The sequence below is a fragment of the Sporosarcina psychrophila genome (assembly GCF_001590685.1).
Lineage (GTDB): Bacteria > Bacillota > Bacilli > Bacillales_A > Planococcaceae > Sporosarcina > Sporosarcina psychrophila.
In genome coordinates this window covers 1,027,593-1,043,902 of record NZ_CP014616.1, presented here as the reverse complement: position 1 = coordinate 1,043,902, position 16,310 = coordinate 1,027,593, and the positions used below count along the sequence as shown (strand labels likewise).

At 41.9% G+C, this 16,310-nt stretch carries 17 protein-coding genes and 1 riboswitch; of the genes, 1 reads left to right on the top strand and 16 read right to left on the bottom strand.

The features are described from left to right. Positions 1-79: 79 nt before the first annotated feature. The 14 genes from sufB to AZE41_RS04885 form a co-directional block, all read right to left on the bottom strand. Complete coding sequence (gene sufB / locus AZE41_RS04950; RefSeq protein ID WP_067206342.1) at positions 80-1,477, bottom strand: Fe-S cluster assembly protein SufB; 1,398 nt, start codon at positions 1,475-1,477, stop codon at positions 80-82. A 22-nt stretch (positions 1,478-1,499) separates the two neighbouring features. Next, complete coding sequence (gene sufU / locus AZE41_RS04945; protein WP_067206339.1) at positions 1,500-1,940, bottom strand: Fe-S cluster assembly sulfur transfer protein SufU; 441 nt, start codon at positions 1,938-1,940, stop codon at positions 1,500-1,502. Then, a complete protein-coding gene (locus AZE41_RS04940) occupies positions 1,930-3,159 on the bottom strand; it encodes a cysteine desulfurase (protein WP_067206336.1) in 1,230 nt (409 codons plus the stop codon). Before AZE41_RS04940 ends, sufU begins: the two co-directional genes overlap by 11 nt. After that, positions 3,159-4,466, bottom strand: a complete 1,308-nt coding sequence (gene sufD / locus AZE41_RS04935) for a Fe-S cluster assembly protein SufD (RefSeq protein WP_067206333.1) — start codon at positions 4,464-4,466, stop codon at positions 3,159-3,161. Before sufD ends, AZE41_RS04940 begins: the two co-directional genes overlap by 1 nt. Before the next feature lie 19 nt (positions 4,467-4,485). Further along, the gene (gene sufC, locus AZE41_RS04930; protein WP_067206330.1) at positions 4,486-5,265 is read right to left on the bottom strand and encodes a Fe-S cluster assembly ATPase SufC; all 780 of its coding nucleotides are present in this window, start codon (positions 5,263-5,265) and stop codon (positions 4,486-4,488) included. 248 nt (positions 5,266-5,513) lie between these two features. Next, positions 5,514-6,737 (bottom strand): dicarboxylate/amino acid:cation symporter, encoded by a 1,224-nt coding sequence (locus AZE41_RS04925; RefSeq protein WP_067206328.1) that lies wholly within the window; start codon positions 6,735-6,737, stop codon positions 5,514-5,516. A gap of 149 nt (positions 6,738-6,886) precedes the next feature. Next, positions 6,887-7,723: a MetQ/NlpA family ABC transporter substrate-binding protein gene (locus AZE41_RS04920; protein WP_067206326.1), complete on the bottom strand. Its 837-nt coding sequence runs from the start codon at positions 7,721-7,723 to the stop codon at positions 6,887-6,889. A 74-nt stretch (positions 7,724-7,797) separates the two neighbouring features. Next, positions 7,798-8,658, bottom strand: coding sequence for a MetQ/NlpA family ABC transporter substrate-binding protein (locus AZE41_RS04915; protein ID WP_067206323.1), 861 nt, complete (start codon positions 8,656-8,658; stop codon positions 7,798-7,800). 69 nt (positions 8,659-8,727) lie between these two features. Then, positions 8,728-9,396: a methionine ABC transporter permease gene (locus tag AZE41_RS04910; protein WP_067206320.1), complete on the bottom strand. Its 669-nt coding sequence runs from the start codon at positions 9,394-9,396 to the stop codon at positions 8,728-8,730. Continuing rightward, the gene (locus AZE41_RS04905) at positions 9,389-10,414 is read right to left on the bottom strand and encodes a methionine ABC transporter ATP-binding protein (RefSeq protein WP_067206317.1); all 1,026 of its coding nucleotides are present in this window, start codon (positions 10,412-10,414) and stop codon (positions 9,389-9,391) included. Before AZE41_RS04905 ends, AZE41_RS04910 begins: the two co-directional genes overlap by 8 nt. A gap of 224 nt (positions 10,415-10,638) precedes the next feature. Then, positions 10,639-10,744, bottom strand: a riboswitch (SAM riboswitch). Positions 10,745-10,798: 54 nt separating this feature from the next. Further along, positions 10,799-11,098 (bottom strand): thioredoxin family protein, encoded by a 300-nt coding sequence (locus tag AZE41_RS04900; protein WP_067206314.1) that lies wholly within the window; start codon positions 11,096-11,098, stop codon positions 10,799-10,801. Positions 11,099-11,112: 14 nt separating this feature from the next. Next, positions 11,113-11,454 carry a toprim domain-containing protein gene (locus AZE41_RS04895; RefSeq protein ID WP_067206312.1) on the bottom strand — a complete coding sequence of 114 codons (342 nt, stop codon included), beginning with the start codon at positions 11,452-11,454 and terminating at the stop codon, positions 11,113-11,115. Positions 11,455-11,528: 74 nt separating this feature from the next. After that, positions 11,529-11,912 carry a glycine cleavage system protein GcvH gene (gene gcvH / locus AZE41_RS04890; protein ID WP_067206310.1) on the bottom strand — a complete coding sequence of 128 codons (384 nt, stop codon included), beginning with the start codon at positions 11,910-11,912 and terminating at the stop codon, positions 11,529-11,531. A 75-nt stretch (positions 11,913-11,987) separates the two neighbouring features. Further along, the gene (locus AZE41_RS04885; RefSeq protein WP_067206307.1) at positions 11,988-12,347 is read right to left on the bottom strand and encodes an arsenate reductase family protein; all 360 of its coding nucleotides are present in this window, start codon (positions 12,345-12,347) and stop codon (positions 11,988-11,990) included. Positions 12,348-12,872: 525 nt separating this feature from the next. Here AZE41_RS04885 and AZE41_RS23430 point away from each other — a divergent pair. Next, positions 12,873-13,007 carry a hypothetical protein gene (locus AZE41_RS23430; RefSeq protein ID WP_257722501.1) on the top strand — a complete coding sequence of 45 codons (135 nt, stop codon included), beginning with the start codon at positions 12,873-12,875 and terminating at the stop codon, positions 13,005-13,007. 41 nt (positions 13,008-13,048) lie between these two features. On the opposite strand, the gene AZE41_RS04880 is transcribed toward AZE41_RS23430, so the two are convergent. Continuing rightward, positions 13,049-14,836, bottom strand: a complete 1,788-nt coding sequence (locus tag AZE41_RS04880; RefSeq protein ID WP_067206305.1) for an acyl-CoA dehydrogenase FadE — start codon at positions 14,834-14,836, stop codon at positions 13,049-13,051. Between the two features lie 278 nt (positions 14,837-15,114). Continuing rightward, a complete protein-coding gene (locus tag AZE41_RS04875; RefSeq protein ID WP_067206302.1) occupies positions 15,115-16,290 on the bottom strand; it encodes an acetyl-CoA C-acetyltransferase in 1,176 nt (391 codons plus the stop codon). Between the last annotated feature and the right edge of the window lie 20 nt (positions 16,291-16,310).

Here is a 16,310-nt window from a genome sequence, read left to right as displayed (position 1 = left end):
GTTTATAAACAGGTGTGACAGACTATATATGTAAAGACGAAAAAACCGACCCTAGTGGCCGGTTTTTTCGATATGATAATTACCCGATTGAACCTTCCATCTCAAACTTGATAAGACGGTTCATTTCTACAGCATATTCCATCGGCAATTCTTTTGTGAATGGTTCGATGAAGCCCATAACGATCATTTCAGTTGCTTCAAGTTCAGGAACTCCGCGGCTCATCAAGTAGAAGAGCTGTTCTTCTGATACTTTAGAAACTTTCGCTTCATGTTCAAGTGAAATGTTATCATTCAGGATTTCGTTATATGGAATCGTGTCAGATGTCGACAAGTCATCCATAATCAGCGTGTCACACTCGATGTTCGCGCGTGCGCCATCTGCTTTACGTCCAAAGTGAACGATTCCGCGATACGTTACTTTACCACCGTGTTGTGAAATTGATTTCGACACGATTGTAGAAGACGTATTTGGTGCAAGGTGATGCATTTTCGCTCCAGCATCCTGATGCTGACCTTTTCCTGCTAGTGCGATAGAAAGTGTCATACCACGTGCGCCTTCGCCTTTAAGAATGATTGCAGGATATTTCATCGTCAATTTAGAGCCGATGTTCCCGTCAATCCATTCCATTGTTGCGTTTGCGTCACAAACTGCACGCTTCGTTACAAGATTGTAAACGTTATTTGCCCAGTTTTGGATTGTTGTATAACGGCAATACGCATCTTTTTTAACAATGATTTCAACGACAGCACTGTGAAGTGAATTCGTTGTATAAACAGGTGCAGTACATCCTTCAACGTAATGGACGCTTGCTCCTTCATCAACAATAATCATAGTACGCTCGAACTGACCCATGTTTTCCGAGTTAATACGGAAATAGGCTTGAAGTGGAGTTTCAACTTTAACGCCCGGTGGTACATAGATGAACGAACCGCCTGACCATACAGCCGAGTTCAATGCAGCGAACTTGTTATCTGAGTTTGGAATGATTGTTCCCCAATACTTTTTGAACAGTTCTTCGTCTTCCTTTAGTGCTGAATCTGTATCTTTAAACACAATTCCAAGGTCGACAAGTTCTTGTTTCATATTATGGTAAACAACTTCAGATTCGTATTGTGCAGAAACACCTGCAAGGTATTTTTGTTCAGCTTCAGGAATACCAAGTTTATCAAACGTACGCTTGATTTCTTCTGGTACTTCATCCCAAGAGCGTTCCGCCCCTTCAGAAGGTTTAACATAGTAAGTAATCTCGTCAAATTTAAGGGAGTTTAGATCTCCACCCCATTGTGGCATTGGCATTTTGTAGAACATTTCCAATGATTTCAGGCGGTAGTCAAGCATCCATTGAGGTTCGTTCTTCATCCCTGAAATTTCTTCAACGATTTCCTTTGTCAAACCACGTTCCGAACGGAAAATTGAAACGTCTTTGTCAGCAAACCCATATTTGTAATCGCCGATATCCGGCATTTTTTTAGCCATTACTATTCCTCCGTCCTTTTAGTTACTGTTCGGAGTCATTTCCGACTCCCTTTTCCATCGCCTTCCATGCCAATGTTGCACATTTAATACGGGCAGGAAATTTCGATACTCCCGCAAGTGCTTCAATATCACCTAGGTCGATGGAGTCGTCAACATCTTTGCCCAGCATCATGTCCGAAAAGATAGAGGCCGCTTTTAATGCTTCATCCACTTTTTTACCTTTAACAATCTGCGTCATCATCGACGCAGATGCCATTGAAATTGAACAGCCATCGCCTTCGAATTTTGCATTTTGAACAATGCCATCATCTATTTGTAAAGTCAGATGGATCACATCGCCACATGTCGGATTATTCATATCGACAGTTATGCTACTTTCTTCGATGACGCCTTTATTTCTAGGGTTTTTATAATGGTCCATGATGACCGAACGATATAACTGATCTAATTTGTTAGTAGACATCTGCGAAATACTCCTTTGCGATACGGAGTCCGTCCACGAGGCGGTCAACGTCAGCTTCCGTATTATAAATATAGAAGCTTGCGCGTGCCGTGGATGATACATTGAGCCATTTCATAAGCGGCTGAGCACAGTGGTGACCTGCTCTGACGGCAATACCATGCATATCGAGCACGGTTGCAACGTCATGTGGATGGACATCGTTCAGATTAAAAGTAACAAGTCCGGCACGTTTCTCAGGATCGAGTGGACCGTAAATCTTAAGTCCATCGATTTCCGACATCCGTTCCATTGCATATTTAGCAAGTTCGTGTTCATGCCGTTCAATGTTATCTAGCCCGATTTCTTCAAGAAAGTCGATTGCTGCGCCTAAACCAATTGCACCTGCAATTATCGGCGTACCGCCTTCAAACTTCCAAGGAAGCTCTTTCCATGTCGATTCATACAAACCAACGAAATCAATCATTTCGCCGCCGAACTCGACCGGCTCCATTTTGTTAAGTAAATCTTTTTTACCGTACAGAACACCGATACCGGTAGGACCGCACATCTTATGTCCCGAAAAAGCGAAAAAGTCACAATCTAGTTTCTGTACATCGATTTTCAGATGCGGAGCAGCTTGCGCACCATCGACAACCATAACAGCTCCATGTGCATGTGCAATTTCTGCAATTTCTTTAACTGGATTCATCGTACCAAGTACGTTCGATACGTACATGATGGACACGATTTTGGTCCGGTCTGTAACAACTTCTCGGACTTTTTCAAGTGATAGTGTGCCGTCTTCCTCAAGGTCGACGTACTTCAACACTGCCCCTTTTTCTTTTGCCAGCTGTTGCCATGGAATAATGTTTGAATGATGCTCCATGTATGTGATGACGATTTCATCACCTTCACCGACATTCGCCCGTCCATAACTTTGTGCAACTGTATTTAAAGCCGTTGTCGTACCGCGCATGAATATGATTTCTTCAGTCGACTTCGCATTGATGAAGTTGCGCACTTTCTCGCGCGCTCCTTCATACCCTTCCGTCGCACGATTACCAAGCGTATGCACACCACGGTGGACGTTTGAATTATCAAAGCTATAATAATTGCTTATTGCTTCTATTACTTGGCGCGGCTTTTGAGAAGTCGCAGCACTATCTAGATAAACGAGCGGATGCCCGTTTATCTCTTGGTCCAATATAGGGAAATGTTTGCGGATGTCTGTACTGAGCATTAGCGCACTTTCCTTTCGATAACCTCCGTCAATTGTTTCTTAACGCCTTCAATCGGCAATTTGCTGACTACAGGCGCAAGAAAACCATGAATGACAAGGCGTTCTGCTTCATGTTGAGTAATCCCACGGCTCATCAAGTAAAATAGTTGCAGTGGATCAACACGACCAACAGATGCCGCGTGTCCTGCTGTTACATCATCTTCGTCGATAAGAAGGATTGGATTTGCGTCTCCGCGTGCCCTTTCACTTAACATAAGGACGCGTGACTCTTGGACAGCGTTCGCTCTTGTTGCACCTTTTGCGATTCTTCCGATACCGTTAAAGATACATGTAGATTCTTCTTTAACAACACCGTGTTTCAAGATGAATCCTTCTGTATCCGTTCCCCAGTGAACGATTTCAGTTGTGAAGTTTTGGCGCTGTTTACCGCGTCCAACAACAACTGTCTTCATGTCGCAATGAGATCCGTTACCAACAAGATGCGTGATATTTTCAGAAATCGTATCACTGTCATTCATCAGTCCAAGTGCCCAATCAATTCGGCTATCGCGTCCTGTAACTCCACGACGATTCACATAAGTTGTAAATCCTTTCGCAAGTACATCAACCGCACCGTAAGTAATTTGTGCATTATCACCTGTGAATACTTCAGATACGATATTAGCTAATCCTTTTGCTTCTTCTACAGTCGATAAATAGTTCTCGACATACGTCACTGAACTATTCGCTTCTGCCACAATAAGAACGTGGTTAAAGAGTGAAGCTTGTTCATCATCATGTAAAAACAACACTTGAATTGGCTCTTCTACAACAACATTTTTCGGAACATATACGAAAACGCCACCGTTTATAAGTGCTGCATGAAGTGCAGTCAGTTTATGCTCGTCTACCTTCACACCGTCTGTCATGAAATATTTTTTCATAAGATCACTATGTTCACGTGATGCTGTGAAAATATCTGTCATGATGACACCTTTAGCTTTCAACTCTTCAGATAAAAACAAGTAAGCTGGTGTGTTGTTGTGCTGTACATAAATACTGTTCTGTTGCTCTTTATCAACAAGTGCACGCGCTTCTTCAGAAAGCTCGTCCAAGGAAGCATACACAGTACTCTCTACCGTATGGGCAGGGAATTCCGTAAAGTTCCATTTGTCAATTTTCGTTTTATCTGGTCTTGGCATTGGAAGCTGTTCCGCTCTCACTAATGCGTCTGCGCGGAAATCCGCCATCCAATCTGCTTCATTCATCTTAGCGGAATAGGAACGGACGTCCTGTTCGGTTAATGCCAACTTTGTTTCAACCGTCATTTTGAATCGTCCTCCTTTCTTAAACTTCCTGCCCGACAGTTTCGTCTTCGATGCCAAGTTCTTCTTTAATCCAGTCATATCCTTGTTCTTCAAGTTTATGTGCTAATTCAGCTCCACCGGATTTAACAACTTTACCTTGCATCATAACGTGAACTTTGTCTGGTGTAATATAGTCAAGAAGACGTTGGTAATGAGTGATGATTAGGCAACCAAAATCTTCGCCGCGCATTTCGTTGATGCCTTTTGAAACAACTTTCAATGCATCGATATCAAGACCGGAGTCAATTTCATCAAGCACTGCAAATTTAGGCTTCAACATTGTAAGCTGAAGAATTTCGTTACGTTTCTTTTCTCCACCTGAGAAACCTTCGTTTAAGTAACGTGTAGCCATGTCTTCGTCCATTTCAAGGAATTCCATTTTGCTGTCGAGTTCACGGATGAATTTCATCAATGAAATTTCGTCGCCTTCTTCACGTTTAGCATTGATTGCAGAACGAAGGAAGTCAGCGTTTGTTACGCCTGTAATTTCGCTTGGATATTGCATGCCAAGGAAGATACCCGCTCTAGCGCGCTCGTCCACTGCCATTTCAAGTACATCTTCACCATCAAGTTTGATTGTGCCAGATGTCACAACATATTTGGGATGCCCCATAATCGCTTGCGCGAGTGTAGATTTACCTGTACCATTTGGACCCATGATTGCATGGATCTCATTTGTATTAATCGTCAAATCGACGCCTTTCAATATTTCCTTGCCTTCAATTTCAACGTGAAGGTCTTTAATTTCTAAAGTAGCCATTCCAATACCTCCAATATATTAAAGATGAACGGATATCCATTCTCAATTTAGTATCATTCTAATCTTAACGTAATAAGCATTGCCTTGCAAATCATTGAGAATCGTTTCATTTGAAAGGAATGCCCTTAATTCAAGACTTGTATGCATACATTCTTCTAGACTTCGCTCATTTTCAATTATCCAGTTTTAATGAGAAACCACACAATTCAAAAAACCGGCACGTAATGTACCGGTTCAAACTCGAATTATTAGTATTGATCTGGCTCTAAATTTGTTTTAGCATCGTCACTATCCGTGAATCTGTCAACGATAATAGCGAGTGCGCCATCACCTGTGACGTTCGTTGCTGTTCCGAAGCTGTCTTGTGCCATATAAAGTGCAATCATAAGTGCAACCATCGTCTGATCAAAACCTAGCATCGAAACGAGTAGTCCAGTTGCCGCTACTACTGCACCTCCTGGGACTCCAGGAGCTGCAATCATTGCAACACCTAGCATGAAGATGAATGGAAGATAATCACTGAATTCAACTGGCATTCCATTCATAAGCATGACACCGATTGAACATGATACAAGTGTGATTGTACTTCCCGATAGGTGAATTGTCGCGAAAAGTGGAATCGTGAAATCAGTCACCTTGTCCGACGCACCTGTTTTACGTGCTTGACTTAACGTAACCGGGATAGTCGCTGCAGACGATTGTGTCCCTAGTGCAGTGAAATAGGCAGGTGCCATCGTTTTCATCAAGAAAAACGGATTGCGTTTTGAAAGAGAACCAGCAATCGTATATTGAATCGTTAGCATGATGAAATGAAGAACGATAATCATAACGAATACCAGCGCAAACACGGAAAGAACCTTCGCAACTTCACCGGTATATGTCATATTTAGAAAAATCCCGAAAATATGGAATGGTAACAGCGGAATGATAACGAATGCAATCACCTTTTCTATTAGAACATTCAATTCCTCGAATACAGAGAGCATTGCCTTACTACCAATGGATGCCATACCTATACCTAGTACGAATGCGAGAAGGAGCGCTGACATAACACCCATAATCGGTGTCATTTCAAGTTCAAAAAAGGATTCCGCGGCAGCTCGACCTGCTTTTTCTACCTTGCCGTCTCCAAGACTTCCGATAAATCCTGGCAATAATGCTGTTGCCGAAAAATATGCAATAATACCAGCTACAATTGTAGATATATATGCAAATGCTGTTGCCAGTCCAAGGAGCTTACCAGATCCCTTGCCAAGCTTAGCGATTCCGGGCGTGATGAACGCAATAATGATTAGAGGCACTATAAAGTTCAGGAAACCTCCAAAAATCATATTAAATGTTGCGGCAAGACTGACAAACCAGTCCGTAAAGGCTGCTCCGATTGTCGGTATCTTCGGTAGAAGTACACCGAGTACAATTGCTAATCCAATGGCAATAACGATACGCCATATTAGACCAATTTTGAACTTCAAAACCATATCCCCCTATGATAAATATATGTATTTAAGAGACAACAATACCATAATATTTTTGCTATTGGAACATCTATTTGTGATTAACATCTATTGGAAAAAAGAAAACTCCACCGAGTTCAAAATCTTCGGCGGAGTTTTCTTCATACTTATTTTACCGGAACGACTGTGCCATCCCATTCTTTTAAAATAAAGTCTTGAATTTCTTTTGACTTCAATACTTCAATCAAAGCTTTGATCGAATCTTTATCTTCATCACCTTTTCTTACAGCGATGATATTTACATAAGGTGAATCCGCGTCTTCGATAGCAATAGAATCTTTAATCGGATTTAAACCCGCATCGATTGCAAAGTTCGAGTTGATCAGCAATGCATCGCCTTCATCATTTGAGTAAAGCTGCGGCATTAATCCCGGCTCATAGTTTGCGTCAAATTTGATGTTTTTAGGGTTTTCAACGATATCTTTCAGTTCAGCAGCTGTTTTATCTATACTTTCGTCAAGTTTGATAAGCCCTTTTGATTCAAGCATCGCAAGCACTCGTCCGTGATCAGAAATAGAGCTACTCATTAAAATCGTCGCACCATCTGGAAGTTCATCAAGTGATTTATACTTTTTCGAATAAACGCCGATTGGCTCAATATGAATGCCGCCTGCATTTACAAAGTCATATCCCGCATCTTCAATTTGTAATTCGAGATAAGGAATATGCTGAAAGTAGTTTGCATCGAGTTCGCTGGATTCAAGATCTTTATTCGGCAACACATAGTCTTGATATGTTTCGATTTGAAGGTCATAACCTTTTTCCTTCAACAATGGTTTTGCTTGTTCTAGAATGATCGAATGCGGTGTATTGGAAGCTCCGACAACAATCTTAGTTGTTTCTTTTTCGCCTACATTATTGCTGCCGCTAGTGTTTTTTGTTCCGCAAGCTGCAAGCGCGAGTATCAGTACTGCTAATAAAACACCTGTTAGAAATTTCTTCATTTCATAATCTCCCTTTTTTCTAAGATGACAATCTAGGTGATGGGTAAAGATAGTTGTCCACTTTCATCATCAAATCACTTCACAGGAATGACGTCGCCGCCCCACTCTTCGAGAATGAAGTCTTGGATTTCTTTCGATTTCAACACGTCAACCAAAATCTTAATTGCTTCAGTATTTTCATCGCCTTCTCTTACTGTGATGATGTTTGCATATGGCGACTCTGTCTCTTCAATCGCGATAGAATCGTCAAGTGGATTCAAACCTGCATCGATTGCATAGTTTGCGTTGATAACTACTGCATCGCCTTCATCATTTTTATACAATTGTGGTAAAAGTGATGGTTCGTAATTCGCATCAAATTCCAGATTTTTAGGGTTGTCAACAATGTCTTTCACTTCAGCTGTTACTTTATCTACTCCGTCAGCCAATTTGATTAACCCAGCCGACTCTAACAAAGATAGGACACGGCCATGTTCAGCTACTGAGTTACTAAAAATAATAACTGCACCGTCTGGAAGTTCATCAATTGATTTATATTTCGTCGAGTAAACAGCCATCGGTTCGATATGGATAGCTCCTGCATTCGCAAACTTATAACCGTGGTCAATTACTTGTTGATCTAAATAAGGAATGTGCTGGAAGAAGTTCGCATCCAATTCGCCTGATTCTAGATCTTTATTTGGCAAAATATAGTCTTGGTATGTTTCAATGACAAGTTCAATTCCTTTTTCTTTCAATATCGGTGCTGCCTTTTCTAAAATGATTGCGTGCGGTGTGTTAGATGCACCAATGACAATTTCCGTTTCTTCAACAGTTTCTTTGTCAGCTTTGTCTTCCCCACTTGTACTTTTATCATCGCTGTCATTTTTCGCTCCGCAAGCTACCAATGCCAATACAAGTACTGCTAATACTATTCCCCCTAAAAGCTTTTTCATGATTTTTTCTCCCCTTTTTCTATGTTTTATATAATTTACAGGCTAGGCCTGATATTACTGTACTAACTATTATCTCTTGTCGAATTTCCTCACCGCAAAATCCCCGATGAATTGAATGATGAAAACGATAATTAAAATAAGGATTGTTGCAGCAAGTGTAACGTCTTCCCGGCTACGCTGGAATCCATCTAAGTATGCAAGAGTCCCAAGTCCACCTGCTCCGATAATCCCAGCCATAGCAGTGTACCCGACGAGTGCAATCGCTGTTACAGTAATTCCTGAAATAAGTGCAGGCATCGATTCCGGTATAAGAACTTTAAAAATAATCGTTCTCGTTTTCGCTCCCATTGACTTCGAAGCTTCAATTACACCTTTATCAATTTCCTGTAATGCAATCAACACCATTCTTGCATAAAACGGAGCCGCTCCAATAATAAGTGCCGGCATCGCTGCATCCGGTCCGCGGATTGTACCAAGAAGAAATTTCGTAAACGGAATAAGTAAAATGATTAATATGATAAACGGAATGGATCTAAAAATATTGACGAATGCTCCTGATATAATATTGACCAACTTATTCGACCAAAGTTGACCGGGACTAGATAGGAAGAGTAAAATTCCAAGTCCTAACCCAATAACTAAAGTGAACAATGTAGAAACCGCAGTCATATAGAGTGTTTCCACTGTTGCTTCCCACATTTTAGTCCAGTCGACATTCGGAAAAAGGTTTTCAATCATTACCGATCACCTCCGTCTGAACATCATTTTCATTGAGGTATTGAATTGCTTCCTCAATGATTGAGGAATCTCCAAGCAACTGAAGTATCAGTGTGCCGTATGCCCCGCCATGTGTATGGGATATGTTTCCCTGCACGATATTCACATCGACAGTGAATTTCCGAATAAGACTTGCGAGCACAGGTTGTTCTGTCCGCTCCCCTACAAATACAAGCTTGATAAGCGTGCCGGCAGGAAATTCTTCCTTAATATGCGCCATTGCCTGCTTCGCCTCCACGGGTTCCGTCACTTGAGAGACAAACCGCTTTGTGATCGGTTCCTTCGGTGATTGGAACACATCCAGGACATCTCCCAACTCAACAACTTTCCCTGCCTCCATAACTGCAACTCTGTGGCAAATTTTCCGGATAACGTGCATTTCATGTGTGATAAGCACAATTGTCAGTCCAAGTCGTTCATTAATTCCTGTTAGAAGGTCTAGTATTGAATCCGTTGTTTCTGGATCAAGGGCTGAAGTCGCTTCGTCACAAAGAAGGACTTCAGGGTCGTTTGCAAGCGCACGAGCAATCCCTACGCGCTGTTTCTGACCTCCAGACAATTCGGATGGATATGCATTTTCACGACCAGCCAAACCAACTAATTCAATCAGTTCCGCCACTTTCTTATCACGCTCGGCTTTTCGTACACCCGCGATTTCAAGAGGGAAAGCGATATTCTCCTTCACTGTTCTAGACCACAGTAAGTTAAAGTGTTGGAAAATCATACTCACTTTTTGTCGTGCTTCCCTTAGCTCTTTCCCTTTAATTGCTGATATTTCTAGACTTCCTATTTTAACGCTACCTGACGTTGGCATTTCAAGACCGTTCAGTAGTCGAATCAACGTACTTTTTCCTGCCCCACTATAGCCGATGACTCCAAAAATCTCACCGTCAGTAATTTCAAGCGATACATTTTCGACTGCTGAAATACTGCCTGGCCCTTCACCGTATCGTTTATTTATATCCGTTAAATAAATCATTTTTTTCACCTCAGAAAAATTGTTTTGTTACTAATTTTGTCTAGCTTCAGGCGCCACCCCCTCGGGTCACAAGGCAGTTCGCTGTGGTGGCTTAGGTACGCCCCCTTCGCAATCTGACTTGTGCCTGTCGGGGCTGAGCGGCGCCTTCCGCTTTTCAATACAAAAAAGCCTTCCTGCAGACGGGCAGAAAGGCTTGACGTTATCGAAAATAAACGTTGTCCAATCTCTCATCTTTCAAAGCGTATGCTTTGTGTGACTTGGCACCATTTCACTTACGTGACGGTTGCCGGGCTTCGCAGGGCACTATCCCTCCACCTCTCTTAATAAGAGTGACCTATTCAATTGAATGTTAAGACGAAGTATATCAAAGTTCCATATCTATTGTCAATCTATTTCTTCAAGTAGATACGGTACTGATTGAAATGCATAAATTTTATGGGTTAAAACGCCATCCTTTTGTATAAGAAGGCAAGGAACGCTTTCGATTTCATAGTCAATTGCAATATTTTGTACGTAATTCAAATCTGCTTTCCCGATTGGTATTCCCGGTCTCATGACGGTAATAACTTCCATCATTTTAGATGCGACTGCACAAGTTCCACACATTGGTGTATATAAATAAAACGCTGCCACTGAAGACTCTTTCAAAGCCATCTCCCATTGTTCGCGTGTCCAAGTTTCCATTAATTCTACATCCTTTAAATTAGAAATTCCGGTCTGATTTTAAAATCCGCACCTTGTAGTATTGTAGCCAACACTTTGTATGGGGTCGTCTCCACTTCCCGATAAACCTTTTCTGTGTACAAATGGATTGCTGCCGGGAACTCTCTTTTGAATAAAACACGGGTCTTTTCTCCATCTTCATCCGCATCAACGAAGACAAATAGTTCATGTTCTTCGTAAGGTGCAAGCAATTCTTCAAGCCGATAAGGACTTACTGTGCCGTTCGTACAAATAATTTCGACAGGCTCAACAAGTATTCGTGCCAAACGTTTCTTATCCGAACCGCCCTCGACGATAATTACTCTTTCATCCGACACAAGAGGCCCCTCCTTCGCTCTTTTTTATATAAAGATGCAAAAAACGCCGAAAAAGTACCGGCGCCTTGTCTTAGTTATTCTCCGACAGTCATTTTTTCATACGCTTCAGCTGACATAAGTTCATCCAGTTCAGAAACATTTGAAGGTTCAACAACGATCATCCATGCATTTTCATACGGTGATTCATTGACAAATTCAGGGCTGTCTTCAAGTCCTTCATTCACTTCAATTACTTTTCCGCTGATTGGTGCATAAAGTTCTGATACTGTCTTAACAGATTCAACGCTTCCGAAAGGCTCGTCCGCTTTGATGTCATCTCCGACAGATGGAAGTTCAACGAATACGATATCGCCTAGTTCAGATTGTGCAAAGTGAGTAATACCGATGCGGTAGTTACCACCTTCGTCTTTTACCCATTCATGCTCTTCAGAATAACGCAGATCTTTTGGTGTGCTCATTCCGTATCCCTCCAAATAAATAGTTTCATTCTCTTCAATTCTGTCATATTTCTCGAATAAAGACAAGATAGGAAATCAGTTAGTCCATACTTTGTCGAACTCTTCTTCCTTGAATCCGACAGTCACCTTACCATCACCGAAGACAATTGGTCTCTTAATCAACATACCGTCAGATGACAGCAAGCTAATTTTCTCTTCATCTGTCATTGTGAGCAATTTGTCTTTCAAGTTTAGCTCTCTATATTTCGTCCCACTAACGTTGAAAAACTTTTTCAACTCCAAATCCGATGCCGCAATCATTTTGCCAAGTTCTTCTACTGAAGGAGGAGCTTCCGCTATGTTCACTTCCTGAAAGTCCAAGTTGTTCGTCTCAAGCCATTTTTTTGCTTTCCTGCATGTCCCGCACTTTGGATAACCGTAATAAACTAATCCCATACCGCAACGCCTCCATTTTCGCCATTATAACAGAAAAAACACCTGGGCGCCTATTGGTACCTGGACGTCAAAGTGAGATCGTCAATTTTACTTCATTAAACAATCACGTCTGTCGATTAATTATTGACTTGCATAATACGATAGCGAGTAGGGCTTGTAAACCGCTATAACCCTTTACTATCTCCGGCCCGCTTTCGGCGAATTAATTACGATATTATTACCGTGGGGCAGGTGCTTTGAAAGAATAGAAAAGATGACTTTCTATAGAGATTGTAAGTGCCCGAAGATGCAATTTCGGGCACTCTCGGACGTTGTACATTGCGTTCTTTGCTTACTTTTGCAAAGATTATGTGATGCCTTATAGGAAATTGACACTTCCTTAAAATAAATATGGAGATACTATAGAGAAGGATTGAGCGGTCAAAATTATATCTTTGACCGCTTATCTCTAGGTGAGAAGCTAGCCATTCTTTCGTCCAAAAAAGCTTCGGCACCTCTTGTATCAATGTCTTTGGAGAGCGGCAAATGAACAAAAACCATGCGATTACCGAAAGAATAAGTAGGGATGCGACAGAGTCGCATCCCTACTTATCAATACATCTCGATAATGGTATTGAAATTGTTCAATTCAAAGCGACACAAAAAAAACAATACACGTAACGCCCAGTGTGTGATCAAGGTAATTTTAATCTACATACGTGTTATACGATATACTTCTCCGCTTCGATTAGCTTAACTGAAGCTTCGCGTTTTTTAGCGATGATATTATACGGATTCGAGCGAGTCAATTTACGCAGCGCTGAAATCATCATGCGTTGATTATCACCATCGACAGCCGCAAGAAGTGTTTCTTTTGCATCTCTTTCAATCTCTTCAAATGCTTCTTGGCAGAAGATTTGTGTGTAAAGGATTTTCTGTTGCGCTTTTTCTTCTCCGCTGCGTGCAATTGCTTTTTCTGTACGTAGAAGTGCAGACTCCATCGCAAAAACATTATTAGCGATATCTGCAATATTTACAAGTACCTCTTGCTCTGCTTCAAGCTTCGTGCCAAAACGTTGTGCAGCAAGACCAGCAGCAAGCAAACCGATTTTCTTAGCATTTTTCACAAGTGCTTTTTCTTGTGCAAGTGCTTCGTCACCGATTTCTTCAGGCATCATCATAAGAAGTTCTTCTTGAAGTGCTTGCGCCTGTTGAAGCAATGGCAATTCGCCCTTCATTGCTTTTTTCAGGAATGTACCTGGTACTAGCAGACGGTTGATTTCATTCGTCCCTTCAAAAATACGATTGATGCGTGAATCACGATAAATGCGCTCTACTTCATATTCTTGCATGAAGCCGTATCCGCCGTGAAGCTGAACTGCTTCGTCAACGATGTAATCCAATACCTCAGATCCCACGACTTTATTGATAGAACATTCGATTGCGTATTCTGCGATTGCTGCCGCAATTGCTTTACCATCTTTTTGCTCTTCAAGACTCAACTGGCTTTGACGCTCTTCAAAGTAACCAACTGTACGGTAAATCAAGCTTTCAGCCGCATACAGTTTAGATGCCATTGTTGATAGTTTTTGTTTCGTCAAGTTGAATGAAGAAATTGGTGTTTTGAACTGTTGACGTTGATTTGTATAAGTAATTGCAAGCTCAAGCGCACGTTTAGATCCGCCCATTGTGCCGACTCCTAATTTGTAGCGACCGATATTCAAGATATTAAATGCAATAATATGTCCGCGACCGATTTCACCTAGCAAATTTTCAACTGGTACTACTGCGTCTTGTAAGATTAGCGTACGAGTAGATGAAGATTTGATACCCATCTTTTTCTCTTCGGCTCCGACAGATACACCTGGGAATTCTTTTTCAACAATAAAAGCAGAGAACTTATCGCCATCGATTTTCGCGTAAACAACAAAAATATCTGCAAATCCTGCGTTCGTAATCCACTGTTTTTCACCATTTAAGATGTAGTGTGTTCCAGCAGCATTCAATTTCGCATTTGTTTTCGCACCCAATGCATCAGAACCAGAGCCTGGCTCAGTTAGTGCATATGCAGAGATTTTGTCACCTGATACAGAGTTTGGCAAGTACTTTTTCTTTTGTTCTTCATTTCCGAAAAGTACGATTGGTAGGGTTCCGATACCAACGTGTGCGCCATGAGTAATCGAGAAGCCACCTGCTACGGACATCTTTTCAGAGATAAGTGCAGACGCAATTTTGTCGAGTCCAAGACCACCATATTCTTCTGGTACATCCGCTCCTAGAAGTCCAAGATCCCCCGCAGTTTTCAGTAGTCTTACAGAGTGCTCGAATTCATGGTTTTCAAGATTTTCGACAACAGGTTGAACTTCATTTCTCACGTAGTCTTCTGCTGTTTTCGCAATCATTTTCTGTTCATCAGTAAAATCTTCAGGCGTAAATACACGGTTTGCTTCAATGTCTTCCGTTAGAAAAGCTCCACCTTTAATCAGTTCGTTTGTTTTTAATTCAGTCAATGTTGTTTCCTCCTTTTAATCTTAAGGGTTTATATGTCCACTATTAATATAAAATTCACTGGTTTGTTTACTAGATAGTCAGCACTTAATAAATAGAATGTTCTTCCTACACCGCTTTGTCGCTTGGTGATGGCCTCACGCAATAAGCCCGCCAGAAGAGCATTGTCGGTCTGATTGCTTCGGCTCACACTTGTCGCTCCTTCGCTAGAATTGTTCGTTATACTGGTGAGGTATATCACCTAGTTAATTCTAAATAAGTGGTGCCGAATATATAGTGTTTACAAAAGCTCAAACACGCCGGCTGCGCCCATTCCGCCGCCGATACACATTGTAACGACTCCGAACTGTTTACCTTGACGTTTTAATTCACTCATCATACGAATTGTTAAGATAGATCCTGTTGCTCCGAGTGGATGCCCGAGGGAGATTGCTCCGCCGTTGAAATTCACCTTATCTATATCAAGGCCTAGATGACGGATAACTTGAAGTGACTGAGACGCGAACGCTTCGTTTAACTCCCATACATCGATATCCTCAATAGAAAGCCCTGCAATTTTAAGTGCTTTTGGAATGGCTACAATTGGGCCGATTCCCATCACTTCAGGTGGCACGCCGCCTACAGCAAATGACAGGAATTTCGCGATTGGCTTCAAGCCTTGCGCTTCTGCCACTTCGCGGTCCATCACAAGTACTGCGCCTGCTCCGTCTGATGTTTGTGACGAGTTACCTGCCGTAACAGTACCTGTTACGGAGAATGCCGGACGCAATTTCGCTAATCCCTCTACGCTTGTTCCGTGACGGACTCCTTCGTCCATTTTAAATGTGAAATTCTTCTCACTATATTTTCCGTTATCATCTACAGAACGCTTTACGACTTCGACTGGCACGATTTCATCATCGAATTTTCCAGCTGCAATCGCTGCACCTGCTTTTTTGTGAGACAGCACAGCAAATTCATCCTGTTCTTCACGCGTGATACCGTATTTTACTGCAACTTGCTCAGCAGTGTGACCCATTCCCATATAATATTGTGGAGCCGTTTCTGCTAAGTGAGCATTCGGTCGGATTGTATTCCCCATCATCGGTACCATACTCATTGACTCGACGCCGCCTGCAATAATTGCTTGCGAGTGACCGAGCATGATGCGTTCAGCTGCATAAGCAATTGATTGAAGACCTGATGAACAGAATCGGTTTACCGTAATTGCAGGCGTCGTATCAGGAAGACCTGCAAGTGCACCAATATTTCGCGCAACGTTCATCCCTTGTTCAGCTTCAGGCATCGCACAACCAATAATTAAGTCATCAATTGGGCCATCATAGCCCCCAGCACGTTTCAACGTTTCTTTAATTACAAGTGCCCCTAAGTCATCCGGGCGTACGGTTACAAGAGAACCTCTACCCGCTTTTCCCACCGGTGTCCGTGCACCGGCTACTAGTACTGCTTCACGCATTGAATTTCCTCCTCTTTGCT